The sequence below is a fragment of the Mycobacterium sp. 852014-52144_SCH5372336 genome (assembly GCF_001665615.1).
Lineage (GTDB): Bacteria > Actinomycetota > Actinomycetes > Mycobacteriales > Mycobacteriaceae > Mycobacterium > Mycobacterium neumannii_A.
Map to the genome: position 1 here is coordinate 67,228 of NZ_LZSW01000003.1, position 26,697 is coordinate 93,924.

General features: G+C 66.8%; 27 protein-coding genes and 1 tRNA gene. 12 read left to right on the plus strand and 16 right to left on the minus strand.

All coding sequences use genetic code 11. The features are described 5' to 3' along the window. Positions 1 to 241: 241 nt before the first annotated feature. Genes A5759_RS00320 through A5759_RS00335 form a run of 4 tightly spaced genes read left to right on the plus strand, consistent with a single transcriptional unit; the run spans position 242 to position 2,760 of the window. Complete coding sequence (locus tag A5759_RS00320) at positions 242 to 679, plus strand: Zn-ribbon domain-containing OB-fold protein (RefSeq protein WP_064395703.1); 438 nt, start codon at positions 242 to 244, stop codon at positions 677 to 679. Then, the gene (locus A5759_RS00325) at positions 676 to 1,875 is read left to right on the plus strand and encodes a lipid-transfer protein (RefSeq protein WP_064395730.1); all 1,200 of its coding nucleotides are present in this window, start codon (positions 676 to 678) and stop codon (positions 1,873 to 1,875) included. Before A5759_RS00320 ends, A5759_RS00325 begins: the two co-directional genes overlap by 4 nt. Further along, positions 1,865 to 2,542 carry a TIGR02206 family membrane protein gene (locus A5759_RS00330; protein ID WP_068192399.1) on the plus strand — a complete coding sequence of 226 codons (678 nt, stop codon included), beginning with the start codon at positions 1,865 to 1,867 and terminating at the stop codon, positions 2,540 to 2,542. The genes A5759_RS00325 and A5759_RS00330 overlap by 11 nt, the downstream gene beginning before the upstream one ends. After that, positions 2,539 to 2,760 carry a DUF167 domain-containing protein gene (locus A5759_RS00335; RefSeq protein WP_068192469.1) on the plus strand — a complete coding sequence of 74 codons (222 nt, stop codon included), beginning with the start codon at positions 2,539 to 2,541 and terminating at the stop codon, positions 2,758 to 2,760. The genes A5759_RS00330 and A5759_RS00335 overlap by 4 nt, the downstream gene beginning before the upstream one ends. Here A5759_RS00335 and A5759_RS00340 read toward each other — a convergent pair whose 3' ends face one another. From A5759_RS00340 to A5759_RS00365, 6 genes are all read right to left on the minus strand, one after another. Beyond that, positions 2,761 to 3,525 (minus strand): ABC transporter ATP-binding protein, encoded by a 765-nt coding sequence (locus A5759_RS00340; RefSeq protein ID WP_068192402.1) that lies wholly within the window; start codon positions 3,523 to 3,525, stop codon positions 2,761 to 2,763. Next, positions 3,509 to 4,336 (minus strand): ABC transporter ATP-binding protein, encoded by an 828-nt coding sequence (locus A5759_RS00345; RefSeq protein ID WP_068192403.1) that lies wholly within the window; start codon positions 4,334 to 4,336, stop codon positions 3,509 to 3,511. The genes A5759_RS00340 and A5759_RS00345 overlap by 17 nt, the downstream gene beginning before the upstream one ends. After that, positions 4,333 to 5,502: a branched-chain amino acid ABC transporter permease gene (locus A5759_RS00350; protein WP_064395706.1), complete on the minus strand. Its 1,170-nt coding sequence runs from the start codon at positions 5,500 to 5,502 to the stop codon at positions 4,333 to 4,335. The genes A5759_RS00345 and A5759_RS00350 overlap by 4 nt, the downstream gene beginning before the upstream one ends. Further along, complete coding sequence (locus A5759_RS00355; protein ID WP_068192406.1) at positions 5,499 to 6,545, minus strand: branched-chain amino acid ABC transporter permease; 1,047 nt, start codon at positions 6,543 to 6,545, stop codon at positions 5,499 to 5,501. The genes A5759_RS00350 and A5759_RS00355 overlap by 4 nt, the downstream gene beginning before the upstream one ends. Positions 6,546 to 6,627: 82 nt before the next feature. After that, entirely contained in the window at positions 6,628 to 7,842 is a 1,215-nt protein-coding gene (locus A5759_RS00360) for a branched-chain amino acid ABC transporter substrate-binding protein (RefSeq protein WP_068192409.1), read from the minus strand. A gap of 188 nt (positions 7,843 to 8,030) precedes the next feature. Beyond that, positions 8,031 to 8,663, minus strand: a complete 633-nt coding sequence (locus tag A5759_RS00365) for an ANTAR domain-containing response regulator (RefSeq protein WP_064395713.1) — start codon at positions 8,661 to 8,663, stop codon at positions 8,031 to 8,033. A 92-nt stretch (positions 8,664 to 8,755) separates the two neighbouring features. On the opposite strand from A5759_RS00365, the gene A5759_RS00370 reads away from it, so the two are divergent. Continuing rightward, positions 8,756 to 8,829, plus strand: a tRNA-Leu gene (locus tag A5759_RS00370). 50 nt (positions 8,830 to 8,879) lie between these two features. Next, a complete protein-coding gene (locus A5759_RS00375) occupies positions 8,880 to 10,181 on the plus strand; it encodes an adenylate/guanylate cyclase domain-containing protein (protein ID WP_082961890.1) in 1,302 nt (433 codons plus the stop codon). Here the strand turns inward: A5759_RS00375 and A5759_RS00380 are convergent. The 8 genes from A5759_RS00380 to A5759_RS00415 all read right to left on the minus strand — a co-directional run bounded on the left by A5759_RS00380 (position 10,156) and on the right by A5759_RS00415 (position 17,368). Next, the gene (locus A5759_RS00380; RefSeq protein ID WP_064395591.1) at positions 10,156 to 10,605 is read right to left on the minus strand and encodes an SRPBCC family protein; all 450 of its coding nucleotides are present in this window, start codon (positions 10,603 to 10,605) and stop codon (positions 10,156 to 10,158) included. The genes A5759_RS00375 and A5759_RS00380 overlap by 26 nt on opposite strands. A 115-nt stretch (positions 10,606 to 10,720) precedes the next feature. Further along, positions 10,721 to 11,212 carry a Dps family protein gene (locus A5759_RS00385; protein ID WP_064395590.1) on the minus strand — a complete coding sequence of 164 codons (492 nt, stop codon included), beginning with the start codon at positions 11,210 to 11,212 and terminating at the stop codon, positions 10,721 to 10,723. Between the two features lie 54 nt (positions 11,213 to 11,266). Continuing rightward, positions 11,267 to 13,018, minus strand: a complete 1,752-nt coding sequence (locus A5759_RS00390; protein WP_068192412.1) for a DUF2339 domain-containing protein — start codon at positions 13,016 to 13,018, stop codon at positions 11,267 to 11,269. A 44-nt stretch (positions 13,019 to 13,062) separates the two neighbouring features. Continuing rightward, on the minus strand, positions 13,063 to 13,716 hold the full coding sequence (locus A5759_RS00395; RefSeq protein ID WP_068192414.1) for a response regulator transcription factor: 654 nt from the start codon (positions 13,714 to 13,716) through the stop codon (positions 13,063 to 13,065). Then, a complete protein-coding gene (macS, locus tag A5759_RS00400) occupies positions 13,689 to 14,816 on the minus strand; it encodes a MacS family sensor histidine kinase (RefSeq protein ID WP_197505905.1) in 1,128 nt (375 codons plus the stop codon). The genes A5759_RS00395 and macS overlap by 28 nt, the downstream gene beginning before the upstream one ends. A gap of 4 nt (positions 14,817 to 14,820) precedes the next feature. Beyond that, positions 14,821 to 15,573, minus strand: a complete 753-nt coding sequence (locus tag A5759_RS00405; protein ID WP_064395649.1) for an amino acid ABC transporter ATP-binding protein — start codon at positions 15,571 to 15,573, stop codon at positions 14,821 to 14,823. A 5-nt stretch (positions 15,574 to 15,578) separates the two neighbouring features. Beyond that, entirely contained in the window at positions 15,579 to 16,511 is a 933-nt protein-coding gene (locus tag A5759_RS00410; protein ID WP_066850227.1) for an amino acid ABC transporter permease, read from the minus strand. An 11-nt stretch (positions 16,512 to 16,522) separates the two neighbouring features. Continuing rightward, positions 16,523 to 17,368, minus strand: a complete 846-nt coding sequence (locus A5759_RS00415; protein ID WP_066808949.1) for an ABC transporter substrate-binding protein — start codon at positions 17,366 to 17,368, stop codon at positions 16,523 to 16,525. A gap of 256 nt (positions 17,369 to 17,624) precedes the next feature. Between A5759_RS00415 and A5759_RS00420 the strand changes: the two genes are divergently transcribed. The 6 genes from A5759_RS00420 to A5759_RS00445 all read left to right on the plus strand — a co-directional run bounded on the left by A5759_RS00420 (position 17,625) and on the right by A5759_RS00445 (position 24,410). Continuing rightward, entirely contained in the window at positions 17,625 to 18,227 is a 603-nt protein-coding gene (locus A5759_RS00420) for an HdeD family acid-resistance protein (protein WP_068192417.1), read from the plus strand. Between the two features lie 62 nt (positions 18,228 to 18,289). Further along, on the plus strand, positions 18,290 to 19,744 hold the full coding sequence (locus A5759_RS00425) for a cytochrome ubiquinol oxidase subunit I (protein ID WP_064419769.1): 1,455 nt from the start codon (positions 18,290 to 18,292) through the stop codon (positions 19,742 to 19,744). Positions 19,745 to 19,758: 14 nt separating this feature from the next. Beyond that, a complete protein-coding gene (cydB, locus tag A5759_RS00430; RefSeq protein WP_068192419.1) occupies positions 19,759 to 20,799 on the plus strand; it encodes a cytochrome d ubiquinol oxidase subunit II in 1,041 nt (346 codons plus the stop codon). A 23-nt stretch (positions 20,800 to 20,822) separates the two neighbouring features. Further along, positions 20,823 to 22,373 (plus strand): thiol reductant ABC exporter subunit CydD, encoded by a 1,551-nt coding sequence (gene cydD, locus A5759_RS00435; protein ID WP_197505910.1) that lies wholly within the window; start codon positions 20,823 to 20,825, stop codon positions 22,371 to 22,373. Then, a complete protein-coding gene (locus A5759_RS00440; protein WP_068192426.1) occupies positions 22,366 to 23,856 on the plus strand; it encodes an ATP-binding cassette domain-containing protein in 1,491 nt (496 codons plus the stop codon). Before cydD ends, A5759_RS00440 begins: the two co-directional genes overlap by 8 nt. Next, positions 23,853 to 24,410, plus strand: a complete 558-nt coding sequence (locus A5759_RS00445; protein ID WP_064395580.1) for a DUF4190 domain-containing protein — start codon at positions 23,853 to 23,855, stop codon at positions 24,408 to 24,410. Before A5759_RS00440 ends, A5759_RS00445 begins: the two co-directional genes overlap by 4 nt. On the opposite strand, the gene A5759_RS00450 is transcribed toward A5759_RS00445, so the two are convergent. Together A5759_RS00450 and pyk are read right to left on the minus strand one after the other, a co-directional pair. Beyond that, positions 24,411 to 25,271, minus strand: a complete 861-nt coding sequence (locus A5759_RS00450; protein WP_068192429.1) for an acyl-CoA thioesterase II — start codon at positions 25,269 to 25,271, stop codon at positions 24,411 to 24,413. It lies immediately after the preceding gene. Then, positions 25,268 to 26,686, minus strand: a complete 1,419-nt coding sequence (gene pyk / locus A5759_RS00455) for a pyruvate kinase (RefSeq protein ID WP_064395578.1) — start codon at positions 26,684 to 26,686, stop codon at positions 25,268 to 25,270. The genes A5759_RS00450 and pyk overlap by 4 nt, the downstream gene beginning before the upstream one ends. Positions 26,687 to 26,697: the final 11 nt, after the last annotated feature.

The window sequence follows — 26,697 nt, forward strand, 5'->3', positions numbered from 1 at the left end:
GGCTGGGACGCCGCCTTCTTGGCGGTGGCGGTGGTGGCAGGGCTCACGGACCTAACTCTAGGCACCGCCGCCGACATCAAGGCCACCGCCGCGACCGGCAAGGTGGCCCGTGAATGTGCGGTTTCATCCGCGACTCGCCGGCGCGGTCGGATGAATTCGCACGCTCACGACGGTCAGACCCCACGTCCCACTGAACTGGAACACGTTTCAGTTCTGCCAGACGACTCGGTACTCTGAGCGGGTGTCAGCTTCCACTCAGCCCGCGATCGACGGTTGGTTCGCCACCGACGGATCCGGAGCGCCCTACCTGATCGGGGGCAAGTGCCACCAGTGCGGCACCTATGTGTTCCCGCCCCGCGCCAACAACTGCCCCAACCCGGCGTGCGACGGTGACGAACTGGCGCAGGTGCCGCTGTCGCGGCGCGGAACCCTGTGGAGCTATACCGAGAACCGTTACGCTCCCCCGCCCCCGTATCCGGCGCCGGATCCCTTCGAGCCCTTCGCCGTTGCCGCGGTGCAGCTCGCCGACGAGGGCCTGATCGTGCTCGGCAAGGTCGTCGAAGGAACACTGGCCGCCGACCTGAAGGTCGGGATGGAGATGGAACTGACCACGATGCCGCTGTTCGTCGACGACGACGGCGTCGAACGCGTCGTTTACGCATGGAGGCCTGCGTCATGAGTCCTGAACCGCTGTACATCCTCGGCGCCGGTATGCACCCGTGGGGGAAATGGGGCCGCGACTTCACCGAGTACGGCGTCGTGGCCGCGCGGGCCGCGCTGGCCGAGGCGGGTCTGGACTGGCGTCAGATTCAGCTCGTCGCGGGAGCGGACACGATCCGTAACGGCTACCCCGGATTCGTGGCCGGCTCGACGTTCGCGCAGAAGCTGGGCTGGAACGGTGTGCCCGTGTCGTCGAGCTACGCCGCCTGCGCCAGCGGCTCGCAGGCGCTGCAGAGCGCCCGGGCCCATATCCTCGCCGGATTCTGCGATGTGGCGCTGGTGATCGGCGCTGACACCACCCCGAAGGGCTTCTTCGCCCCGGTCGGCGGCGAGCGCAAGAACGACCCCGACTGGCAACGCTTCCACCTGATCGGCGCCACCAACACCGTCTACTTCGCACTGCTGGCGCGCCGGCGCATGGACCTCTACGGGGCCACGCTGGAGGATTTCGCCGCGGTGAAGGTCAAGAATGCCAAGCACGGGTTGGACAACCCGAACGCGCGCTACCGCAAGGAAGCCACGATCGACGACGTGCTCGCCAGCCCGGTGGTCTCCGATCCCCTTCGGCTGCTTGATATCTGCGCGACGTCGGATGGCGCGGCCGCGTTAGTGGTGGCGAGCAAGTCGTTCGCCGAGAAGCATCTGGGCTCCGTCGACGGGATTCCGTCGGTGCGTGCGATCAGCACGGTGACACCGCAGTACCCGCAGCACCTGCCCGAATTACCGGACATCGCAACGGATTCCACGGCGGTCGTGGATGCACCCGAGCGGGTGTTCAAGGACCAGATTCTCGACGCCGCCTACACCGAGGCCGGTATCGGGCCGGAGGACCTGAGCCTCGCCGAGGTGTACGACCTGTCCACCGCGCTCGAACTCGACTGGTACGAGCATCTGGGCCTGTGCCCGAGGGGCGAGGCCGAGCAACTGCTGCGCAGCGGTGCGACGGCGATCGGCGGGAAGATCCCGGTCAATCCGTCCGGCGGCCTGGCCTGCTTCGGCGAAGCCATTCCAGCGCAGGCCATCGCGCAGGTGTGCGAGCTGACCTGGCAGCTGAAGGGACAGGCGACCGGCCGCCAGGTCGAGGGCGCCACCGTGGGCGTCACCGCCAACCAGGGCCTGTTCGGGCACGGCTCGTCCGTGATTGTTGCTCGCTAGGCAGTTCGAACCGTACGGCCCCTCCTACTGGGGCGCCATCGCCGTGTTCGTGGTCGGCGCCGCCGTGCTGGTGTGGGTGGGTCGCCGACAGACCGACCCCCAGGCGCAGCGACTCGGCCGCGCACTCGGCGGGCTGACCGCGCTGATCTACGGCGCGATTTTGGCCTACAACCTGGTGCCGCCGACCCTGGCGGGTTCGGTGCCGCTTCAGCTCACCGACGTGGCGACCGTCGTCGCGGCCTACGCGCTGTGGTCCCAGCGGCAGTGGGCGTATGCGCTCACGTACTACTGGGGTCTGGTGCTGAGCGTGCAGGCGTTGATCTCACCGGTGTTGCGGGGCCCCGACTTTCCGCACTACCGCTTCCTGGCGTTCTATGCGATCCACCTGCTCGTGGTCTGGGCGGCGATCTATCTGACGTGGGGCCGCGGCATGCGGCCCCACTGGCGCGACTACCGACTGGCGGTGGCGGTCACCAGCGCGTGGGCGGTGGTGACCGTCGTGTTCAACAGGATCGCCGACACCAACTACGGCTTCACGAACTACAAACCGGAGACCGCGTCGGCGTTGGACATCCTCGGGCCGTGGCCGGTCTACATCGTGAGCACTGCGGCCCTGGTCTTTGCCGTGTGGGCGTTGATGACATGGCCCTGGGTGCGCCGGCGATGATCGTCGTCGTCCGGGTCAAGCCAGGCAGCGCGAAAGGCCCGCTGGTGGAGGTCGACGACGCCGGCGAGCTGACGGTCTACGTTCGGGAGCGAGCCGTCGAGGGCAAGGCCACCAGGGCCGTCACCAAACTGCTCGCCGCGCACCTGGGCGTAGGGCCAAGCCGGCTCAAGCTGGTATCGGGCGCCGCGTCGCGGATCAAGCGCTTCGAGGTCAGTTGATCAAGCGACACCGAGGTAGGCGGCGCGAATACTGTCGTCGTTCAACAACTCCCGGGCATCCCCGGTGCGTGTGACCTCACCGGTCTCGAGGATGTAGGCGCGGTCCGAACGGCTCAGCGCCTGCTGCGCGTTCTGCTCCACCAGCAGCACCGTGGTGCCCTGCGCGTTGATCTCCGCGATGATCCTGAAGATCTGCGAGATCACCATCGGCGCCAGGCCCATGGACGGCTCGTCGAGCAGCAGCACCCGCGGCCTGGCCATCAGCGCGCGGCCGATCGCGAGCATCTGCTGCTCGCCACCCGACAGCGTGCCGCCGACCTGGCTGCGGCGTTCGGCCAACCGAGGGAACGTCTCGAGGATCCAGTCCAGTCGTTGCCTGTGCTCGGAGCGGGAGGGGAATTTGCGGCCGTAACAACCCATTTCAAGGTTTTCCACGACCGTCATCCCCGGGAAAACCCCACGTCCCTCTGGTGCCTGCACCAGCCCCTGGATCACGCGTTGGTGAGCCTTGACCTTGCTGATGTCCTGACCCTCGAACCATATCGAGCCCGACGTCAGGGGCAGCAGCCCTGAGATCGCACGCATGGTGGTCGTCTTACCGGCACCGTTGGAGCCGAGCAGCGTGACGAGCTCACCCTCGTGGACCTTCAGCGAGATACCGTGCAGTGCACGGATTCTCCCGTACTGCACGACGATGTCACGCAGCTCGAGGATGACGGGTCGTTCGGGGGCCTGGTCACTCGGCCTTTCATTCAAGGCTGTCATCGGGCACCCCCAGATAGGCTGCGATGACCTTCGGGTCCTCGCGGATGTCGGAAGGCAGGCCGTCGGCGATCTTGCGCCCGAACTCCAGCACCACGATGCGATCGGTCACGCCCATCACCAGCCTCATATCGTGTTCGATCAGCAGCACCGTGTAGCCGTCGTCGCGGATCTTCTGGATCAGTTCGATCAAGGCGGCCTTCTCGCGCGGGTTGAACCCTGCGGCCGGTTCGTCCAGACACAGCAGTTTGGGTTCGGTGGCCAGCGCCCGGGCGATCTCCAACCGGCGCTGATCACCGTACGACAGGTTCTTGGCCTTCTCCTCGCCGCGGTTGGCGATCCCGACGAAATGCAGGAGCGCCGCGGACCTCTCGATCGCCGATTGTTCCTCGCGCCGATGGCGCGGGGAGCGGACCAGCGCGCCCGGCACCGAGGTGAAGTGCCTGGCGTCGGTGCCGACCATGACGTTCTCCAGAGCCGTCATCTCGCCCCACAACCGGATGTTCTGGAAGGTGCGGGCGATGCCGCGGCGGGTGATCTGGTGGCGTTTGATCCGGCCCAGCGGCGCGCCGTCGAACGTGACGGTGCCCGACGTGGGTCGGTACACGCCGGTGATCGCGTTGAAGCACGTGGTCTTGCCCGCCCCGTTCGGCCCGATCATGCCGAGAATCTCACCGCGGCGGATGTCGATGGACACCGAGTCCAGCGCCGTCAGCCCGCCGAACTTCATTGTGAGATCGGTTGTCCGCAACAGGATCTCCCCCTCTGCGGCCTGGATCTCGCGGTGCACACCCGCCAGCTCTTCGATAGTCATCGCGCCGACTCCTTCTCCGGCGAGCGAAGCAGGTCGCGGGCGGCCTTACCGTAGGCCAGCAACTGCGCTCGCGCCGGGAACAGGCCCTGCGGCCGGAAGATCATCAACACCACGAGCGCCAGGCCGAAGAACAGGTACTTCAGGTCACCGAGGTTGATGCCCAGGAACTCCACCCCCAGCAACCGGTTCGGCAGGTAAACGATGATGAACGCACCGACCACCACGCCGAGCTTGTTGCCTTGCCCGCCGAGCACCACCGCGCATAGGAACAGCATCGAGTTGATGATGTTGAACGTCGGTGGGGCCACGAACTGCACCTGACCGGCGTACAGCGCGCCCGACAGCCCGCCGATCGCCGCGCCGATGACGAAGGCCCACAGCTTGAACCGGAACGTGTTGACGCCCATCACTTCCGCGGCGTCCTCGTCCTCGCGGACCGCGATCCAGGCGCGTCCCACGCGGCTGCGTTCGAGGTTGCCCACCAGTACCAGGATCCCGATCATCAGCACGATGCCCAACCAGAACCACCACGTCCCGTAGTTGGCGTCGCCCGCGGAGTTGCCGCTCGAGAAGACGCCGTCGGGCACGCGTTCGCTCGCACCGACTCGCGGGTAGGCGACCTCGTTGAGGCCGCGCGGCCCGTTGGTCACCTCCGAGAGGTTGTCGGCCATCAGGCGAATGATCTCGCCGAACCCCAGCGTGACGATCGCCAGGTAGTCGCCGCGCAACCTCAGCGTCGGCGTCCCCAGGATCAGACCCGTCAGCGCGGTGATCGCCATCGCCAGCGGCACACACGCCAGCCACGCCCAGTCCTCGTTGAACCACCCCGTGGCGCCCATCTTGTTCCACGGACTGTTCGGACTGGTCAGCAGCGCAACGGTGTACGCGCCCACGGCGTAGAACCCGACGTAGCCGAGGTCGAGCAGACCGGCCTGGCCGACCACGACGTTGAGGCCGATCGCGATGATCGCGACCATCGCGAACTGCGCCATGGTGCCGCCGAAGCTGATGTTCGGCGTGTTCAGGAACGGCGGCGGAAACAGCGGCAGCAGCGCGAGCAGGCCGAAGGCGATCAGCCCGAACCCCCACTTCTGTACGCGGGAAAGCCCGTCCCACCAACGACGCAGTGCGTCGCCGGGTGCCAAGACCTTCTCGCTGGCCCTCATGCTCGCGCCTTCCCGAGGCTTTCGCCGAGTATCCCCGTCGGCCTGAAGAACAGAACGAGAACCAGCAGCACGAAGGCGACGACGTCACGCCACTGGGTCCCGAACACGGCCTGCCCGTAGTTCTCCATGATGCCGAGCAGCAGGCCGCCCAGCAGGGCGCCGCGCAGGTTGCCGATGCCGCCGACGACCGCGGCCGAGAACGCTTTGATGCCGAGCAGGAAGCCACCGGAGTAGATGATGCCCTGCGGCACCTTCAGCGTGTAGAGCAGCGCGGCCGCCCCGGCCAGCAGGCCGCCGATCAAAAACGTCGTCATGATGATGCGTTCGCGCGAGACGCCCATCAGGGTCGCGGTGTCCGGGTCCTGGGCCACCGCCCGGATCCCGCGCCCGAACCTGGTCCGGTTGATGGTCAGATCGGTCATCAGGGCGAGAACCAGCGCCGCGCCGACGATGATCAGCGTGATGTTGGAGACCGCGGAACCGAACACCGTGAATTGGGTTTCGGGCGCGACGAGCCGGATCGGTTGTTGCGCATTGGATCCGCCGTACCCGTCGATGATCTCGGGCAGGATGAAGTGCACGAATTCCTGCAGCACGAACGACATGCCGATCGCGGTGATGAGAAAGGACAGTCGGTCGGCCTTGCGTCGTCGCAGCGGTCGGTAGGCCACCGCCTCCAGGCCGACCGCGGTGGCACCGGACACCGCCATCGCGAACAGCATGGCGATACCGAGATACAGCACCGTCAGGGCGATGCCCCTGTTGTAGGTGTTACCGCTCGGTGTGAAACCCAGGATCATGTCGAGGCAGAAGTACGCGCCGAACATGCCGAACATGAACACTTCCGAATGCGCGAAGTTGATCAGCTTCAGCACGCCGTAGACCAACGTGTAGCCGACGGCCACCAGCGCGTAGATGGCGCCCCACGACAGGCCGTCGATCGTCAACTGCCAGAAGCCGTCTCGCAACCCGTCGAGGTTGAAGCTGATGTTGGCTGCCAAGCAGGTGTACTGGTCGACGCACTCGGGTGGGATCCCGGTCATCCGGTGGCGGCTCCTCGCGGGAACGGGCCTCTAGCGAAAACGCGTCCGAGCCTTTCGGTCTCGGACGCGTTCGCCTCAGCGGCTATTGAACTTTGTAGATCCAGATCAAGCTGGTGGTCAGCTCGCCGTTCGGGGTCCACTGGTACTGGCGAGCCACGCCGCGACCGTCGTAATTGCGGACGAAGTCGAGCAGCGCGGGCCGGGTGACGGCGCCCGAGTCGATGCCCTTCAGCAGGATGGTGCCCAGGTCGTAGCCCTCGCTGCTGTAGGTGCCCGGTTCTTGGTTGAACTTCTTGGTGTACTCGTCGGCGAAACCGCCGGTGGCCGGACCGCACGGGCAGGACAGCACGGCGTCCTTGGACGCGTCGCCGGCCTGCTTGACGAACTCGGGGTCCTTGGTGCCGTCGGCGCTGGCGAACGTTCCCTCGTACCCGCCGTCGCGCAGCTGCTGCACGAACGGCGCCGCCTCGGCGTAGTAACCGCTGAAGAACACCGAGTCCGGACTGGCGCCCTTGATCTGGGTCACCGCTGCCGAGAAGTCCTTGTCGCCCTTCTTGACCGAGATGTTGCAGGACGAGTCGGCCACCGGACCGAGCGTCTGACGAACGGTCTGCGCCAGGCCCAGGCCGTAGTCCGTGCTGTCGTCGACGACGCAGACCTTCTGGTGGCCGAGGGTGTTCTTCAGGTAGTTGGCGACCGAGGGGCCCTGCACGCCGTCGTTGCCCAGACCGCGGAAGAAGGTCCGCCAGCCCTTGTCGGACAGCGTCACGTTGGTGGCCGAGGCCGTGGCGGCGACGAGACCGGCCTGGTTGAAGACGTCGCCGGTGGCCATGGTCTCACCGGAGAAGGCGGGACCGATCAGGCCGATGGTGGAGGCGTCATTGATGATCTGCGGTGCGATCTGGGTGGCCTTCTGCGGATCGCCCTCCGTGTCGAAGGTCTTCAGCTGGACCTGGCAGCCCGGGTTCGCGGCGTTGTGCTTGTCCACGGCCAGCTGGATGCCGTTCTTGATGTTGATGCCCAATGCCGCATCGGGCCCGTTGAGCGCTCCGGCCATCGCCAGCGACACCGGCGGGCACTGCGCGTTGCCGTCACCGGCGGGGTCGGCAGGCGCGGCGCTCTCGTCGGCCTTGACCTCGGCGCCGTTCTCGTCGATCTGCACCTGTTCGACGATCTTTAGATCGGTCTGTGCCTCACCGCCCTCGGTCGGCTCGGCCTGCTGGCAGCCGGCTATGCCGAGCACAACCAGACCAGCGCTGCTGATAGCAAATGCTTTCCGTGCCATGCGACCGCGCACGCTTCACCTCCGGGTCGTTGTGTTAGTCGGCTCCGGCGCCTGGGCCCGGCGGGCGGGGGCGGCGACGTTCCGGGAAGACCATAGCCAACGCTCGGCGCTGGTGCGCGGTGTTGAACGACGCGTCGCGGCCGTCGCGGTCAATCCGCGCCATCGGAAACGCACTTTTTACGCGGTGGCGAAGTCAGGGGTTAGCTCGACTCCGACGCGTCGCTCGGCGTGTCGAGGGTTTCGAGGACCACTTCGGCGACGCGTTTCATAGTGGTGCGCCGGTCCATCGCGGCGCGTTGAATCCACTTGAACGCCTCGGGCTCGGTCATCCCCTGATTGGCCTGCAGCAAACCCTTGGCCCGTTCGACGAGCTTGCGCGTCTCCAGTCGGTCGGCCAATGTGGCCACTTCCTGCTCCAGCGCGGCGATCTCGCCGAAGCGGCTCACCGCGACCTCGATGGCGGGAATGAGGTCGGTGACGGTGAAGGGTTTGACGAGGTAGGCCATGGCGCCGGCGTCCCTGGCGCGTTCGACCAGTTCTCGTTGGCTGAACGCGGTCAGGATGACGATCGGCGCGATGCGCTTGCTGGCGATCTCGGCCGCGGCGTCGATGCCGTCGCGCCGGGGCATCTTGACGTCCATGATCACGAGGTCGGGCTTGAGGCTCTCGGCGAGATCGACGGCCTCCTGTCCGTCGCCGGCCTCGCCGACGATCTCGTAGCCCTCTTCGCGGAGCATCTCGGCCAAGTCCATCCGGATCAGCGCTTCGTCCTCGGCGACGAGAACACGGCGGGCCTTCCCGGCCTCAGGTGGTGCCCCAGCAGCGGTTGCCATGGAAGCCATTGTGGCGGTAGCGGTGCCGTTCAGCGAGTTCGGGGCATCATCTAAGGTGGTAAGCCGCGCAGCAGAGCCGTCCGACTACTAGAGCCCTCGTAGCCCAATTGGCAGAGGCACACGACTCAAAATCGTGACAGTGTGAGTTCGAGTCTCACCGAGGGCACCGAGAATCAGCAGGTCGAGCCCGTTCGGCGTTACGCTCTAGTCGTGGAGATGAGGCTGCGGCCGGTCTGCGTGCCCGACGTGGCGCTGGAGAACCGGACGCCCGCCCGGGTTCGGCACCACGCGGAAAGGTCCGTGCGACGCCGCCGGGTGCTCGACGTCACCGCACTGATCAGCGCGGCGATCAGCGCCTTCTTCGGTTTTCAGGGTCTGCTCGTCGGTGTCGAGGTGTGGTGGATCCCGGTCCTCAGCCTCGTCAGCGCCGTGGCGTTCGCCACGATTCCACTGCTGTGCCGGTTCGGCGAACTCGTCGCACCGCTGGTGTTCTTCGCCGTCGCGTACGTGACCATCGCGATCCAGTGCATACAGTTGGGCACCGGGTCGGGGCTGCAGTTCTACTTCGTCGCCGCGGCCGCGATCGTGGTGGTCATTCTCGGCATCGACCACATCGTGCTGGCTTGCGTGCTGGCGGCGTTGGGCGCGGCGACGGTGGTGGCGCTGGAGTACCTCGTCCCCGAAGACACCGGCATTCAACCGGATTGGGCCCGCACCACCTCGTTCATCCTCACCGTGGCCACCGCGTGGATCCTCGTCGTCGCCACGCTGTGGTTCGCGCTCCGGGAGCTGCGCCGGGCGCGGTTGGCGATGGAAGCCGAATACGAACGCTCCGAACGTCTGCTGGCGAACATCCTGCCCTCGACCATCGCCGAGCGGCTCAAGGACCCGACCCGCACGGTCATCGCCGACAGGTACGACGACGCATCGATCCTGTTCGCCGACATCGCCGGGTACACCGAGCGGGCCAGCGACACCAATCCCTGCGATCTGGTGCGCTTCCTCGACCGGCTATACACGGATCTGGACGCGCTCGTCGACCGTCACGGGTTGGAGAAGGTCAAGACCAGCGGCGACTCGTACATGGTCGTCAGCGGTGTGCCGCATCCCCGGCCGGATCACCTCGAAGCGCTGGCGTGCCTGGCGCTCGACATGGCCGACGCCGTCGCCGACCTGCGTGACCCGCGCGGACGCAAGGTGCCGTTGCGGATCGGTCTGGCCACGGGACCGGTCGTAGCCGGGGTCGTCGGGGCCCGCAAGTTCTTCTACGACGTATGGGGCGATGCGGTCAACGTGGCATCCCGAATGGAGACCACCGACGTCGAGGGACGCATTCAGGTGCCCCAGGACGTGTACGAACGCCTGCGCAGCACCTTCGTGCTGGAGCCTCGTGGCGAAGTCGAAGTCAAAGGCAAGGGCGTCATGACGACGTGGTACCTCGTCGGACGCCGCGACGACGCAGCCGTGCGCGACGCGGTGGAACTCGAACCGCTCAGTCGTCGACCTCAGTCGGTTTGAGCCGCTCGGCCAGCGAGGCCAGCCGCCACAAGGTCTCCCGGTTGCGGGGGTAGACGGCGATGTCGGACAGCTTGCTGGGCATAACCGCCGCCGGACCGCTCACCGGGACTTCCGTCATCTCCACCCGGCATCCGTCGGGAATGTCGTACAGCCGCAGAGTGATTCGCGCGCCCCCGAAAGGCCGCCCCTTGGCGTGCAGGACCAACTCCTCGGGCGGCACGCTCTTCTCCACTACGGTGACGTCATTGAGCAACAACGGCCAGACGCCTATCGAATGGCGGATCTCGGACCCGGGCGCCGGCCAGTTCGGGTCGACTGCACGCATCCGGCTGTTGCCGACCACCCATTGTGAGTACGTCCACCCGTCGGCCATGACGTCCCAGACCTGTTGACGGGAAGCGTGAATATCGCGTGTCACAGTCACGGCGGAAGATATACCCCGATCGCGGAAAACGACTCACCTTCGCGACTGTGCCGTTGCATACGCAAAACGCCGCGACCGGCGTCGTGAAACGCACAGTCGCGGCGTCGGCAGTCCCTTAGACCTTGCGGTTCTCGGACTTGATCAGCCAGGCCAGCTTCTCGAGACCCTCGATCAGCTGGTGGAGGATGTCGGCGGTGGTCGGGTCCTCGGCGTCCACCGCGTCGTGAACCTGACGCATGGTGTCGACCGCGGCGTATACCCGACCCGTGATCAGGTCGACCGCATCCTGCGTGCTCACCGCGTAGGCGGGGAACTGCGGCAGTGTGGTGCCGGCGGTGACCGTATCCGACCGGCCATCGGGCCAGGCCTCCATCGCACGCATCCGCTCGGCGACGGTGTCGCTGCCCTCACGGGCGAAGTCGACGAGTTCGTCGAGTTGTAGATGAAGGTCGCGGAAGTTGGTGCCGACGATGTTCCAGTGCGCCTGCTTACCCTGAAGCTGCAGCTCGATCAGATCGACCAGAACCCGCTGCAGGCTGTCGCTGAGTTCCGGCGAGGCCTCGAAGGCCTGGATGTCTGCTTCCGAACGACGTGTTGTTGTGGTCATGATCGCTACAACGCCTCCTTTTCTGGACTGATTCCAGTTTAGCACATTTCCTGGTCAGAGGCCATTTTGTTGGTCTTGCCTGTCCAGGAGGCGGGCATATCCGGCGCCCATGCCCAACAGCACCAGGCCGACGACGATAAACACCACTACCCGGAAGATGCCGTCGAGCGTGCCCAGGTCGAACAGGAACAGCTTCGCCACCGCCGCGGCCACCAGCGCCAGGCCCCCGGCGATCGGAACCGAGCGGTCGGCTCGGGGCAACCGCGCCGCGTAGCCGAACAACGCCGCGGCCAGACCGATCCAGCAGATGGTCGCAGCCATGTGACCGGCGTAGAAGCCGCTGTCGGTACCGCCGACCAGCACGCCGGTCGTGACGGCGAACGTGGTGACCGCGTATCCGGCCACCGCGGCCGCGACCGCCCACCAGGCCGAGTTCCTGCGGTCGAACGCCCACACGACCGTCACCGACCACGCGATCAGCAGGACACTGGCTATCAGCGTCGACGCCGCGACCCCGCCGCTGGTCGCCGTCCCCCACATCAGCGTGTCCGGCGGCGCCCAGTTCAGGTAGTAGACGGCACCTACGACCGCGAAGCCGATCGAGATCGCCTTGGCCATGACGAGCTGCCGTCCTGCCGTCGCGACCACCAGCGCCATCGCCAACAGGACCGGCCCCGCGATAGGGCCGTCGAACGCCACCACCACCGCGATCATCGCCGACAGTGCGGAGAGCACCGTCCAGATGCGCCGCACCGCGCCGTCCACACCCGGCAATCGGTCGCTGATGAGCACGATGGCAAGCAGTGCTGCCGCCAGTGCGGCCGCCATCAGCGCCGCGACGATGCGGTCGACGGCCAGCGCGACCGACAGCACCGGCAGCAGACCTGCCCCCGTCAGCACGGCCATCGCCGACTTGTTGGCCGTCCCCGGCAGCAGGATCAGCGCGCCGGCGATCGCGAGCAGCGCCGCGATGGCGCACGCGCCGACCAGCCGCGGATCGCGGCCGTCGTCGAAATACACGCCGATGAGCGCCACCAGCAGCGGCAGCGTGCCGGCCGCGATGCGGGCGGCGTGCAGCCAGAGCCAGTCCTTGCCGATCTGCACGGGCAGCGAGGCCGCGGACAGCGCGAGCATGAACGCCACGAGCAGCAACGTCACACCACCGACCACGATCGGCGCCAGCACCAACAACGGCACCAGGACGAGCAGCCCCAGCTGCTCGGAGTTCCAGCGCCGGGCCAGCGTGAGCCCGCCACCGCCGATCAACGCGGCGAGTACCAGCCCGGCGGGCGCGGCCACCCAGTCGTAGATCGTGGTCAACGCGATGACGTCCATGTACGCCGCGGCGATTCCGGTCGCCGCCAAGGCGACGGCCCCGGTGCGGCCGCCGGGCCTGCGATGCAGCCACCAGCCTGCGCCCACAAGTCCACCGGCCAGTACCGCCCCGGCCGCGACGCGGATCTCGGGCCTCAACAGGCCCGCCTGCGCGGCCAGCACGAGGAGGAACACCACCCCGATCAACGTCACCGCGACACCGGCGACCGCCAGCAGCTTGCCGATCCAGCCTTCGTCCCGGGACGGAGGCGGAGCCGGTGGAGGTGAAGCCGCAACGGGTGCACCGTGATGCGGCGGATGCTGCGGCGGCGCTGGGTAGGCATGCGGCTGGTATATCGGCTCGTGTTGCGGTGATGACGTCAGCTGCCGGTCGAGTTCGGTCAGGTCCGACGACACCCGCGCCAGGTACGCGGAGATCGCGGCGACATCAGCGGACAGGCGGGCGACGACGGCACGCTGCGGTTCGGTCATGCAGCCATCGTCACAGCGCGACGGGCCTCACGGGATGAGTAGGACTACTCGTCCAACCCGTGTTCGATCGCATATCGCGCCAGCTCGACGCGATTAGCGACCTGCAGCTTGCGGAACGTGGCCTGCACGTGGTTCTCGACGGTGCGGTGGCTCAGCGACAACCGCGCCGCGATCTGTTTGGCGGTCAGCCCTTTGGCGACGTGGCGAAGGATCTCGGTTTCCCGCTCGGTCAGGCTCGGCGTCTCGGGCCCGCCGCGATTCTGGGCGATCCGCCGGTACTCGCCGAGCACCAGGCCCGCCAGGCCGGGGGTGAACACGGCCCTGCCCTCGGCGGTGGCGCGCACCGCATCGCCGAGTTCCTGCTTCGACGCGCTCTTCACCAGGTATCCGGTCGCCCCGGCCTTCACCGCCTCGAGCACGTCCTCCCGTTCGTCAGATGCCGACAGCACAAGGATTTTCGAGGACGGCGACACGGCGAGCACTTCCGCGGTCGCCTGCGCGCCGTCGCCGTCGGCGAGCCGCATGTCCATCACCACCACATCGGGCTGAACCGCCGCGGCGCGGCGGCGCGCAGCGCCGACGCCGTCGGCCGTGGCGACCACGGTGAAACCGTCCTCTTCGAGGTCGCGGGCCACCGCGTCGCGCCAGATGGGATGGTCGTCAACGACCATCACCGTCGGGGTAGCGTCAGTTCCCATTCCGTCCCGCTCTCCGGCGCGGTGGTCAGCTTGGCGCTGCCACCGAGCCAGTCCATCCGTCCGACAATCGATTTCGAGACACCGATGCGGCCCTCGCGCACCGCCTCCTCGAGCCGCCCTTCGGGAATCCCGGTGCCGTCGTCACGGATGCTCACCGTGATCGTGTCGCCGAGGTCTTCGAGCAGCACATAGGCATGGGCGTCCGGCCCGGCGTGCGCGACCACATTGTCGAGCGCGTTGACGACCGCGGCGGACAACTCGGTGGCCACGACGGCGTCGAGCAGTACGGGTTCGGCGGGCAGGCTGACCGATACGCGGTCGGACGCTCGCTGCCGCAACAATGCGCCGACGTCTCTCATCGCTCCTACGCGAGGTTCGGCGTCACCGGAGCTGACCAACCGCCTCAGCGCACGCTCCTGCTCGCCCGCGAGTTCAGCGAGTTCGGCTGTGGCTCCCCCGATTTCGCGGCCGCGACGCGAGACCAGCGCGAGCACCTGGATGGCGCCGTCGTGCACCTCCCGAGACAACCTCTGCCGCTCCTGGTGCGCCGCGGCCAGCCGGGTCGCCTGCTCCAGCTCGGAATGGGCCCGTCGGGCAGTCTGCGCGGCCATGCCCACCGCCAGGCCGACCGCGAGCTCGATGACAATCGTCGCGTTGCGGCCGAGGTCGTAGTTGATGAAGCCCTTGACGACGGTGCTGGCCACCATCACGAGCACGCCGGTGAACATGCCCGCGATCGGCCCAGCCACGATCGCCGCCGAGATGGTCGCGTTGGTCGCCCACAACGTCGTCGGCCACGACTGGTTGTCGAACGCCCACTGTGACGAGGCGACCACCTCGGTCGACAGGATCAACGCCACGACCACCGCGATCTCGACCAGCACGAACGCCGGACGTCTGCCGAACCCCTGCAGATAGGCGACGGCGCACAGCGCACTGGACCCCAGCAACACCGCGAACAGCGCCCACGCCATACCCGGGCGGTCCAGGTCCGGATTCACCGACACCTGGAATCCGAGCGCGTAGAGACAACTCAGCAATCGGAACACCTGGGCCGCCCGCCACAGCGGGGTGGCCGGATCCGGGGCGTTGGCCGACATCTGTCTACAACACCTTGGACAGAAACGCCTTCGTGCGTTCGTGCTTCGGGTTGGCCAGCACGTCGCGCGGCGGTCCGCTCTCCACGACCACGCCGCCGTCCATGAAGACCAGATGGTTGGCCACCTCGCGGGCGAACCCCATTTCGTGTGTCACCACCACCATCGTCATCCCCTCGGCGGCAAGCTTTTTCATCACTTCGAGCACCTCACCCACGAGCTCGGGGTCCAGCGCCGACGTGGGCTCGTCGAACAGCATCAGTTTGGGGCTCATCGCCAGAGCGCGGGCGATCGCGACGCGCTGCTGCTGCCCTCCGGACAGCTGGGCGGGATAGGCGTCGGCCTTGGCGGTCAGCCCCACCTGGTCGAGCAGGTCTCGCGCACGCGCCACCGCCTCGTCCTTCTTGACGCGCTTGACGTGAATGGGCGCCTCGATGATGTTCTCTAACACGGTGCGGTGCGGAAACAGGTTGAAGTGCTGGAACACCATGCCGATGTCGCGGCGCTGCCGGGCCGCTTCGCGCGGAGGCATCTCGTGAATCTTGTTGCCCCGCTGCCGGTATCCGATCAGCTCTCCGTCCACGTACAGGCGCCCGGCGTTGACCTGTTCGAGGTGGTTGATGCACCGCAGGAATGTGGACTTGCCCGAACCGGACGGCCCCACCATGCACAGCACTTCGCCGCGCCCGATCTCGAGTGTGACCCCTTTGAGAACCTGCAACGCACCGAAGTTCTTACAAACGGCCTCGGCTTTGACCATCGGTGTCACGGGTGCGCCTCCCCCAAGGTCTGCGCCTTGGCCAGCGCCTCGAGTTGTTTGGTGGTCAGCTTGCGCGACGCACCACGCGAGTAGTAGCGCTCCAGGTAGTACTGGCCGACCATCAGCACGCTGGTGATCGCCAGGTACCACGTCGCGGCGACCAGCAGAAGCGGAACGGGTTCGAAGATGCGCGCGGCGATCTCCCGCGACGTGATGCCGTACAGGTCCAGCGTGAACGGCACCGCGGTCACCAGCGACGTGGTCTTCAGCATGCTGATCACCTCGTTGCCGGTCGGTGGGATGATCACCCGCATCGCCTGCGGAAGCACGGTGCGCCGCATCGTCATCCCCCACGACATGCCCAGCGCCGTCGAGGCTTCGGTCTGCCCTTCGGGCACGGAACTGATTCCGGCGCGGATGATCTCGGCCATGTACGCGGCCTCATTCAGTGCCAGCCCGAGGATCGCCAGCAGGAAGGGGATCGACAGCGACTGCAGGTCGACCTCAAGCAGCGAAGGCCCGAACGGCACCCCGAGCCGAAGGTTCTGGTAGATCGTGGGTAGCAACCCCCAGAACACCAGCTGCACATACACCGGGGTGCCGCGGAAGATCCACAGATACACCCAGGCAACGGCTTTCAGCACCGGGTTGGGCGACAGCCGCATCACCGCGAGCAGCACACCCAACACGATCGCGAGCACCATCGAATAGACAGTGAGCTGCAACGTGTTGAGCACCCCGACCGTCAGCACCCGTTCGTTGAACAGGTACTTCCAGTACGTCGACCAGCGGTAGGAATCGTTGGTCGCCGCGCCGTAGAGGAACAGGGCGACGAGTATGACGATGACGACCGCCGCCACCCAGCGCCACGGATGGCGCAGCGGCACCGCATCGATGGCGGCCGGGGCCTCGGGTGACGACGTGTCGACATCGCTCATGGAAACGTCCTTTACGAGACGGCGCCGTTGATGACCGGCTTGTCGATCATCCCGTTCTCGACGCCCCAATTGGCGGCGATCTCTTTGTAGGTGCCGGTTTCGATCAGATGCTCGAGCGCCTTCTGCAGCGACTGCGCGAGGGCCGATCCCTTCTGCACGGGCCAGCCGTACGGCGCCGAATCGAAGATCTCACCGGCCGCTTCGAGCTTGCCGTTGGTCTCCTTGATCGCGTACGAGGTCACCGGTGAGTCGGCCGACATCGCGTCGGTCTGGCCGAGCACCACCGCGTTGGTGGCGGCGTCCTGCCCGTCGAATCTGACGATCTCGATCGGTGGCTTGCCCGCATCGATGCACGCCCTGCTCTTCGCTGGCAGCTCGTCGGTGTCTTGATAGGTGGTGGCCTGAACCGCCACCTTCTTGCCGCACGCATTGTTGGGGTCGATCGGCGCCTCCGGTCGCTGAGCCCACAGAGTCCCGGCGTTGAAGTAGGTCACGAAGTCGACTGACTTCTCGCGTTCCTTGGTGTCGGTGAACGACGACATCCCCACATCGAAGGTGCCTCCCTGGATCGACGGGATGATCCTGGCGAAGTCCGCCTCGCGGTATTCGGGCGTCAATCCGAGCGTGGCCGCGATCGCGTTCATCAGGTCGACGTCGAAGCCCACGATCTTGCCGCTGGGATCCTTGAACTCGTTGGGTTTGTAGGGGATGTTGACCCCGACGATCAGCTCTCCGCTCGACTTGATGTCCTCTGGAACGGTATTGGCGATCTCGTCGACCTTCGCCGCCGGCGCCGTCGGGGATGCACTGGTGGCATCCCCACCGCCGCCTCCCCCGCCGCTGGCGCAGCCGGACATCGCCAGGGCGCCGGCCGCGGCGAATACGACTGCGAAACGCCAGAATCCACTTCGACGGTTGTGACACTCACCTAACACGGATGCCTACTTTCTGCGTCGTGGGATCGGTGCGCAGCACCGGTAACGGAACAGTAGTGGAGACACCACGCTGCGGCAGGGGAACCCAACGGCACATACGCCGCGACCTCACCACTGATAGTCGAACCGATATCGAAATGCGATGATCATTGACGTTTCGCTATGCCACACTGCGGCCATGACTAGCACCGCGCCGCCCGACCTGCTGCGGCACCTGTGGAAAACGACCCTGGTCTCCGGACTTCTCGCGCTGATCCTCGGCGTGCTCATCTGGGTGTGGCCGGGCAAGACGATCGTGGTCGCTGCGATCTTCTTCGGGGCATACCTGCTGATCGCCGGCGTCGCCCAAGTGATCTTCGCTTTCAGCCTGCACGTTTCCGCCGGCAGCAGGGTGTTGCTGTTCATCTCCGGCGCCGCGGCGCTGATCCTTGCGGTTTTGTGCTTCCGTAGCCTGCAGGAGTCGATTCTGCTGCTGGCGATCTGGATCGGCATCGGCTTCATTTTCCGCGGCGTAGCGACCGCGGTCTCGGCGATCAGCGACCCGACGCTTCCCGGGCGGGCGTGGGAGATCTTCGTCGGCGTGATCAGCCTGATCGCGGGCGTGGTGATGCTCGCTCTGCCGTTCGAGTCGCTCGCGATTCTGACGGTTGTGGCCGGCATCTCGCTGGTCGTGATCGGCATCTTCGAGATCGTGGCCGCGTTCGGTATCCGCAAGGCGTTCAAGAACCGTGACAACGCCGGATCGGCCGCCCCACCTGCGTCGGAAGAGCCGGTGAGCTAACCCACACTGACGTCTACTACGCCCTGTCGTAGGCTGGTGCCACAGCCACGGAAGAGGGTGAGATGGACGCGCTCGATGTGTCGCGGTGGCAGTTCGGTATCACGACCGTCTACCACTTCATCTTCGTCCCGCTGACCATCGGGCTGGCGCCGTTGATCGCCGCCATGCAGACCGCGTGGCTGATCACCGGGAACTCGTCGTGGTACCGCCTCACCCGCTTCTTCGGCAAGCTGTTCCTGATCAACTTCGCCCTGGGCGTGGCCACCGGCATCGTTCAGGAATTCCAGTTCGGCATGAACTGGAGCGAGTATTCGCGGTTCGTCGGCGACGTTTTCGGCGCACCGCTGGCGATGGAGGGGCTGGCCGCCTTCTTCTTCGAGTCGACGTTCCTGGGCCTGTGGATCTTCGGGTGGACCCGGCTTCCCCGCCTCGTGCACCTGGCCTGCATCTGGGTGGTGGCCATCGCGGTGAACCTGTCGGCGTTCTTCATCATCGCCGCAAACTCATGGATGCAACATCCCGTCGGCGCTCGACTGAACCCGGACACCGGTCGCGCGGAGTTGACCAGCATCGTCGCGCTGTTCACCAACAACACCGCGATCGCCGCGTTCGCGCATGCGGTGTTCGGGGCGTTCCTGACCGCGGGGATGTTCGTCGCAGGCGTGTGCGTGTGGTGGATGATCCGCGCGCGAGACGACAAGTGTTCCGAGGCGCAGACGATGTACCGGCCGGCGGCGCTCATGGGCTGCCTGGTCGTCCTCGCGTCGACGCTCGGCCTCGTCGTCACCGGCGATGTCCAGGGCAAGTTGATGTTCGAACAACAGCCGATGAAGATGGCGTCGGCAGAATCGTTGTGCCACACCGCAACCGATCCCGACTTCTCCATTCTGACCGTCGGCACCCACAACAACTGTGACAGCGTCACGCACCTCATCGAGGTGCCGTACGTGCTGTCGTTTCTGGCCAAAGGCGAATTCGAGGGCGTCCACCTCGAAGGCGTCAAGGACCTTCAGAACCAGTACGTCGAGAAGTTCGGACCGGGCGACTACCGGCCCAACCTGTTCGTCACGTACTGGTCGTTCCGCGCCATGATCGGATTCCTCGCCGTCCCAGTGCTGTTCGCTTTGACCGTGCTGTGGCTGACACGTCGTCGCCGGATTCCGCAGTCGCGCCGGCTGTCCCGCTTCGCCCTGGTGGCGCTACCCGCGCCGTTTCTGGCCAACAGCGCCGGATGGATTTTCACCGAGATGGGCCGTCAACCGTGGGTGGTCGTGCCCAATCCGACCGGGGATCCGATGATTCGGCTGACCGTCGCCGACGGGGTCTCCGGGCATCCGGTCGGCATGGTGGTGCTCTCGCTCGTGGCCTTCACGCTGGTGTACGCGGCGCTGGCGGTCATCTGGTTCTGGCTCATCCGCCGCTACGCGATCGAAGGTCCGCAGGAACACGACTCCGAGCCCGCCGCGCCACTGCCACCCGGTAGCGACGAGGTCGCGCCGTTGTCGTTTGCGTACTAGGAGGAGTGGTGGCAATGGCGCTTGGCGAACTGTGGTTCGTGGTGATGGGCGGTCTGTTCCTCGGTTTCTTCGTCCTGGAGGGCTTCGATTTCGGCGTCGGCATGCTGATGGGCATGTTCGGCCGCAAGGGCGACGATGACCCCGAACGGTCACGTCGCGCGGTGCTCAACACCATCGGACCCGTCTGGGACGGCAACGAGGTCTGGCTGATCACCGCCGGCGGCGCAATGTTCGCCGCCTTCCCCGACTGGTACGCGACGATGTTCTCAGGTCTGTACCTACCGCTGCTGGCGATCCTGCTGTCGATGATCCTGCGCGTCGTGGCGATCGAATGGCGCGGCAAGATCGACGATCCCGGCTGGCGGCGGTGGGCCGACATCGGGATCGCCGTCGGATCGTGGGTGCCCGCCGTGCTGTGGGGTGTCGCGTTCGCGGCACTGGTGCGCGGGCTTCCCGTCGACGCCGACAAGCAGCTGCGCACCTCGATCGGCGACCTCGTGAACGGCTACACGCTGCTTGGCGGCCTGACCACCGCCGGACTGTTCCTGTTCCACGGCGCGGTGTTCGTGGCGTTGAAAACCGATGGCGCCGTGCGCGAGAACGCACTGCGATTCGCCGGCCGGCTGGCACTGCCGGTGACGGTGGTACTGGCGTCGTTCGGGCTGTGGACGCAGCTGGAGTACGGCAAGGCCTGGACATGGCTCGTGCTTGTCCTCGCAGGTATGGCACAGCTGGCGGCGACCCTTCGGGTGTGGCGCGGTACCGAAGAAGGCTGGGCTTTCGCGTACACCACTCTGACTGTCGCAGCGGTTGTGGTCTTGCTGTTCGGCGTGCTCTACCCGAACCTGATGCCGTCGACGATCGATCCCGCCTACAGCCTGACGATCGACAACGCGGCCTCCAGCCCGTACACGTTGACGATCATGAGCTGGGCGGCGCTGATCTTCGCACCGCTTGTCCTGGTGTATCAGGGATGGACGTATTGGGTTTTCCGGCAACGTATCTCGGCCGAGCGGATTCCCGATCCCGCGGGTTTGACGCGGCGGCGGACATGAACCTGTGGCGGACCTCGCCTGCGATGCGTCGCTACCTGGTCGCATCGGTGCTGTGCGGGGTGCTCATCACCGGCGCGACCATTGGTGCGGCCGTCGTGCTCGCCGATGTCGTCGCAGGCGTGATCACCGACCCCACCACGCGCCACCTCCGCCACTGGGCCGGCCCCCTCGCACTTCTGGTGGCGCTGTGGGTGATCCGCACCGTCGCACACTGGCTGCAGAGCAGGCTGGCGTCGACGGGCGCGACGCAGGTGATCGCCGATCTGTCCGCTCAGGTGCTCCGCGCGGTCACCGCGCTGCCACCGCGACTTCTCGCCGCCGAACGCGACACCGCGGCCGCATTGATCACTCGCGGCCTCGACGGTCTACGACCGTTCCTCACGGCGTACCTGCCGGCGGTGTTCCTCGCTGGGATCCTCACCCCGGCCACGGTGCTGGTGATCGCCGTGGTCGACTGGCGCTCGGCACTCATCGTCCTGATTGCGCTGCCGCTCATTCCGATATTCATGGTGTTGATCGGGCTGCTGACCAAGGAACGCTCGGTGGCCGCATTGTCGGCGATGAGCACCCTGCAGTCGCGGATGCTCGACCTGGTGGCGGGCATACCGACGTTGCGGGCGTTGGGGCGACTCGAAGGCTCTGTCGGGCGCATCACCGAACTGGCTGCAGCGCATCGCCGTTCGACGATGTCCACCCTGCGGATGGCGTTTCTGTCGGCGTTGGTCCTCGAACTGCTGGCCACTTTGGGCGTCGCGCTCATCGCCGTCGGCATCGGGTTGCGGCTGGTGTTCGGCGAGATGACACTGACCGCGGGCCTCACCGCGCTGCTGCTGGCACCGGAGGTGTTCTGGCCGCTTCGCCGCGTCGGGGTGGAGTTTCACGCCGCCCAGGACGGCAAGACGGCGGCCGACGCCGCACTCCGGCTCCTCGACAAGCTGCCGCGCCGACCGGCGGGAACCCGCACCGTCTCGGCGGCCGGGGCCACCATCCACCTCGGAGCCCTCGACGAGGATGTGGAGCCGGGCCGGGTGACGGTGCTGACCGGTCCCAACGGTGTCGGTAAGTCGACGCTGCTTCACACGATCCTCGGCCTGCATCCTGGCGAGGTTTCGATCAGCGGTATCGATGTCGGCGACCTCGACCTGCCGTCATGGTGGCACCAGGTCTCCTGGTTACCGCATCGTCCGGTGCTGGTACCGGGCAGCGTCCGCGACAACCTCGAGCTGTTCGGGCCCATCGCGAGACTCGAAGAAGCCTGCCGCTCAGCGGGTTTCGACGAAGTTCTCGCAACGCTCCCCCAGGACCTGGAGACCGTGCTCGGTCGCGATGGTGCGGGCCTGTCACTCGGTCAGCGCCAGCGGCTGGGGCTGGCCCGGGCGCTGGGCTCGACCGCGCCGGTGCTGTTGCTCGACGAGCCGACGTCGCATCTCGATGCGGCGATGGAGGCCCGTGCGCTCGACGCGATCGTCGCGCGGGCCCGCGCCGGCGCCACGGTGCTGGTCGTCGGTCACCGGGATGCGGTGCGCGCGATCGGCGACCGGGTGCTCGTCATGAGGGAGTTCGTCGATGCGTGAACTGTTGAGGGCTCGGCTGGGGCGACTGTCGCTCGCGGTGGTGCTCGGTGTCCTGTCGCTGGGCAGCGCGCTGGCGCTGGCCGCGATTTCGGCCTGGTTGATCACGAGGGCGTGGCAGATGCCGCCGGTGCTGCACCTGACGGTCGCCGTCGTCGCGGTGCGCGCGCTCGGCATCTCCCGCGGTGTGCTGGGGTACTGCCAGCGGCTGGCGTCGCACGACACCGCGCTGCGCTGTGCGGCGGACACCCGCGAGGCCCTGTACCGCCGCCTGGCCGAAGCGCCTGCCGACACCGCGATGCGAATGCCCAGCGGTGAACTGGTGGCCCGGATCGGCGCGTCGGTCGACGACCTCGCCGACGTCGTGGTGCGGGCGGTGCTGCCGATCGCGGTGGCCGCCGTACTCGGGCTGGCCGCCGTCGTCGGTATCGGCCTCATCTCCCTCGAGGCGGCCGTCCTCCTGGCGCTGTGTCTCCTGATCGCGGGCGTCGTCGCACCCGCGATGGCCGCCCGCGCCGCCGAGGCGACGGAAGATGCGGCCACGCAACATCATTCGGGACGTGATGTGGCGGTGATGCACGCCCTCGACCATGCTCCGGAGCTTCGGGTCTGCGGACGCCTCGAGGCGGTCCTCGCCGAAGCCGAGCGTCGCCACCGTGACTGGGGACGAGCCACGGACATGGCGGCGGCACCCGCCGCGGTGGCGGCCGCGGCCTCGACCGCGGCGATCGGCGCCAGCGTATTCGGCGCCGTGATCGCCGCGATCGCGATCGCCGACTCGGTCGCACCGACGACGCTCGCGATCCTGATGCTGTTACCGCTGTCGGCGTTCGAGGCGAGCGCCGCATTGCCCGCCGCCGCCGTGCAGTTGACCAGATCGCGTATCGCGGCGCGCCGCCTCGCCGAGATCACCGAACCGATCGACTCGGCGCGCGAGCGGCCGACCGTTCCCGAGGTCTCGGTGGGGCCCGGCGACCGCCTCGCGATCGTGGGCCCGAGCGGATCGGGCAAGACCACGCTGTTGCTGTCCATGGCCGAGCGCGACCCGGCCGCAGTCTTTCTCGCCGAAGACGCCCACCTGTTCGCCACCACAGTGCGGGACAACATGTTGGTGGCGCGCGGTGATGCCAACGACGACGAGATTCGAGCCGCGTTGCAGCGGGTGGGTCTGCGCGACTGGCTCGACGCGTTGCCGGACGGGCTGTCCACGGTGCTGATCGGCGGGGCGGCCGCCGTATCCGCCGGGCAGCGTCGGCGGCTGTTGTTGGCGCGCGCTCTTCTCACCACGGCCCCGACGGTGTTGCTCGACGAACCCACCGAGCATCTCGACGCCGCCGCCGCCCACCGGATTCTGGTCGACCTGCTGACTCCGGGTGCGCTGTTTGCTGCCGACCGCGCGGTCGTCGTGGCCACACATCATCTACCCGAGCACCTCGAGTGTCCTACCGTCATCCTCGCTGGTCGCGGAGTAACCTCCTCGGCATGAGCGAGCCGGAAAACCCCGAGACGCCACCGCAAACGCCGCCCCAAACACCACCGCCGCCGTCGCAGTCGCCGCCACCGCCGCCGCCGTCGCAGCCACCTCCGTCACAGCCGCAGTACGGCGCCTATCCGGGCGGTTATCCCCCGCCTCCGCCGCAGGGTTACGGCTATCCACCACCGGCGAGCGCCCCCAAGAACGGCATCGGCATCGCGGCCCTGGTTGTCGCGATCATCGCGCTGCTGTCGGTCTTCGGCGGGATCGTCCTCGGCGTCGTCGCCGTGATTCTCGGCTTCATCGGCTGGGGCCGGGCCAAGCGCGGTGAAGCCACCAACGGCGGTATCGCCATCGCCGGCATCGTGCTCGGGTTCTTGAGCATCATCGAAGCCATCGTCGTCATCTGGCTGGCCGTCTGGGGTTTCAACGAGGTGGGCGGCAGCGACTACATCGACTGCATATCGCGCGCGGGCAACGACCAGGATGCGGTGCAGCAGTGTGCCGAGGAGTTCCAACACCGGGTTGAGGACCAGTTCGACGTGACGATCACGCCGACGCCGTAGTCAGCGGGGCGGGAAATACTTGACGATCCCCTCCTGCACCACGGTGGCGACCGGCTGACCGGACCGATCGAAGAAGTGGCCGGTTCCCAGGCCTCGGGAATCGGCGGCCACGGGTGAGGCCGTCGAGTACAGCAACCATTGGTCGAAATGCACGGGCCGGTGAAACCACACCGAGTGGTTGGTGGTGACCGCGAAGATCCGGTCGTAACCCCATGACAAGCCGTGCGTGGTGATGATCGAGTCCAGCACGGTGGTGTCCGACGAGTAGACGAGCGCGGCGGCGTGCAGCACCGGATCGTCGGGCATCTGGCCGAGAGCCCTCATCCACACCCGGTTGTGCGCCAGCTTCTCGCCCTTGTCGCGCATCACCCAACTCGGATCGTTGGTGTAGCGCCAGTCGATGGGCCGCAACGCGTTGACGAAATGCGGGACGACCTCCTCGTAGCCGCGCAGCAGGTCGTCCACCGGCGGCACCGACTCCGGGTCGGGCAGGTCAGGAGGCGTGATCGCGTGCTCCAGGCTGCGACCGCCGGCAAGGAAGGACACCATCGCCGTCGTCAGTAGTTGGCCGTCCTGCATGACGTCGACGCGGCGGTTGGCGAAGCGGCGCTCGTCACGGAGCCGCACGACGTGGAACTCGAGATCCTTCTCCGGGTCCCCGCCCGCGATGAAGTGGGCCGACAACGCGCTGGGCGGCGTCGGCTGCTTCAAGCTGCGGCCGGCCGCCACGAACGACTGGGCCATCATCTGCCCGCCGAAGGTCCGCACTGGGTTCTTGCTGGGATGCGAGCCGATGTAGATGTCGTCGGCGATCTGGCGGAGGTCGAGTACCTCGAGCAGTTCGTCGAAATCCGCTGTCACACGTCATCCTCGCCGATTCTGTGCACATGGATCAGGTTGGTGGAGCCTACTGTGCCGGGTGGGATGCCGGCGATGACGACCACCAGGTCCCCTCGCTTGTAGCGACCGAGTTCGAGCAGCGACTTGTCGACCTGGCGGATCATTCCATCGGTGGTCTGGATGTGCGGCACGATGAACGTCTCGGTGCCCCAACTCAGCGCGAGCTGGCTGCGCACCTCCGGCAGCGACGTGAATGCCAGCAGCGGCAACGGCGTGTGCAGCCGTGCGAGCCTGCGCACCGTGTCACCCGACTGCGTGTAGGCGACCAGCGCCTTCGCGTCGAGGCGCTCGCCGATATCGCGAGCGGCATACGAGATGACGCCGCGCTTTGTCCGGGGCACGTGCGTAAGCGGCGGTGCGGCCACGGAGTTCTCCTCGACCGCCTTGATGATGCGCGCCATCGTCTTGACCGTTTCGAGCGGGTACTTACCCACGGAGGTCTCACCGGAAAGCATCACCGCGTCGGTGCCGTCGAGGATCGCGTTCGCGACATCGGACGCCTCGGCTCGGGTGGGCCGCGAGTTCTCGATCATCGACTCCAGCATCTGAGTCGCGACGATGACGGGTTTCGCGTTCTCCCTTGCCATTTGGATTGCGCGCTTCTGCACCAGCGGCACTTCCTCGAGCGGCAACTCCACGCCGAGGTCACCGCGGGCGACCATGATCGCGTCGAATGCCAGTACCACGGCCTCGAGATTGTCGATGGCTTCTGGCTTCTCGAGCTTGGCGATGACGGGCACTCGGCGACCGACCCGGTCCATCACCTCGTGCACGAGTTCGATGTCGGCAGGCGAACGGACGAATGACAGCGCGACGAAGTCGACGCCGAGGCGCAGGGCGAACTCGAGGTCGTCGATGTCCTTTTCCGACAGCGCCGGCGCCGAGACGTTCATCCCGGGTAGCGACATGCCCTTGTTGTTGCTGACCGGACCGCCCTCGGTGACGGTGCAGACGAGGTCGTTGCCCTCGATGCTCTCGACGACGAGGCCGACGTTGCCGTCGTCGACCAGGACCCGGTCACCCGGTGTGGCGTCCTCCGCCAGGCGCTTGTAGGTGGTCGACACGCGGTCGGACGTTCCCTCGACGTCGTCGACGGTGATGCGCACCGTCTCGCCGGCGGCCCAGAAGGTGGGGCCGTCCTTGAATCGGCCGAGCCGGATCTTGGGGCCCTGCAGGTCGGCGAGAATGCCGACCGCGCGGCCGGTGGCGTCGGATGCGGATCGGACCCGCTTGTAGTTGGCTTCGTGGTCGGGATAGTCGCCGTGGCTGAAGTTGAGCCGCGCGACGTCCATTCCCGCTGTGACCAGGGCACGGACGGCGTCATCGGTCGCGGTGGCCGGACCGAGGGTGCAGACGATCTTTCCGCGTCTATTCACGACACTCGAGC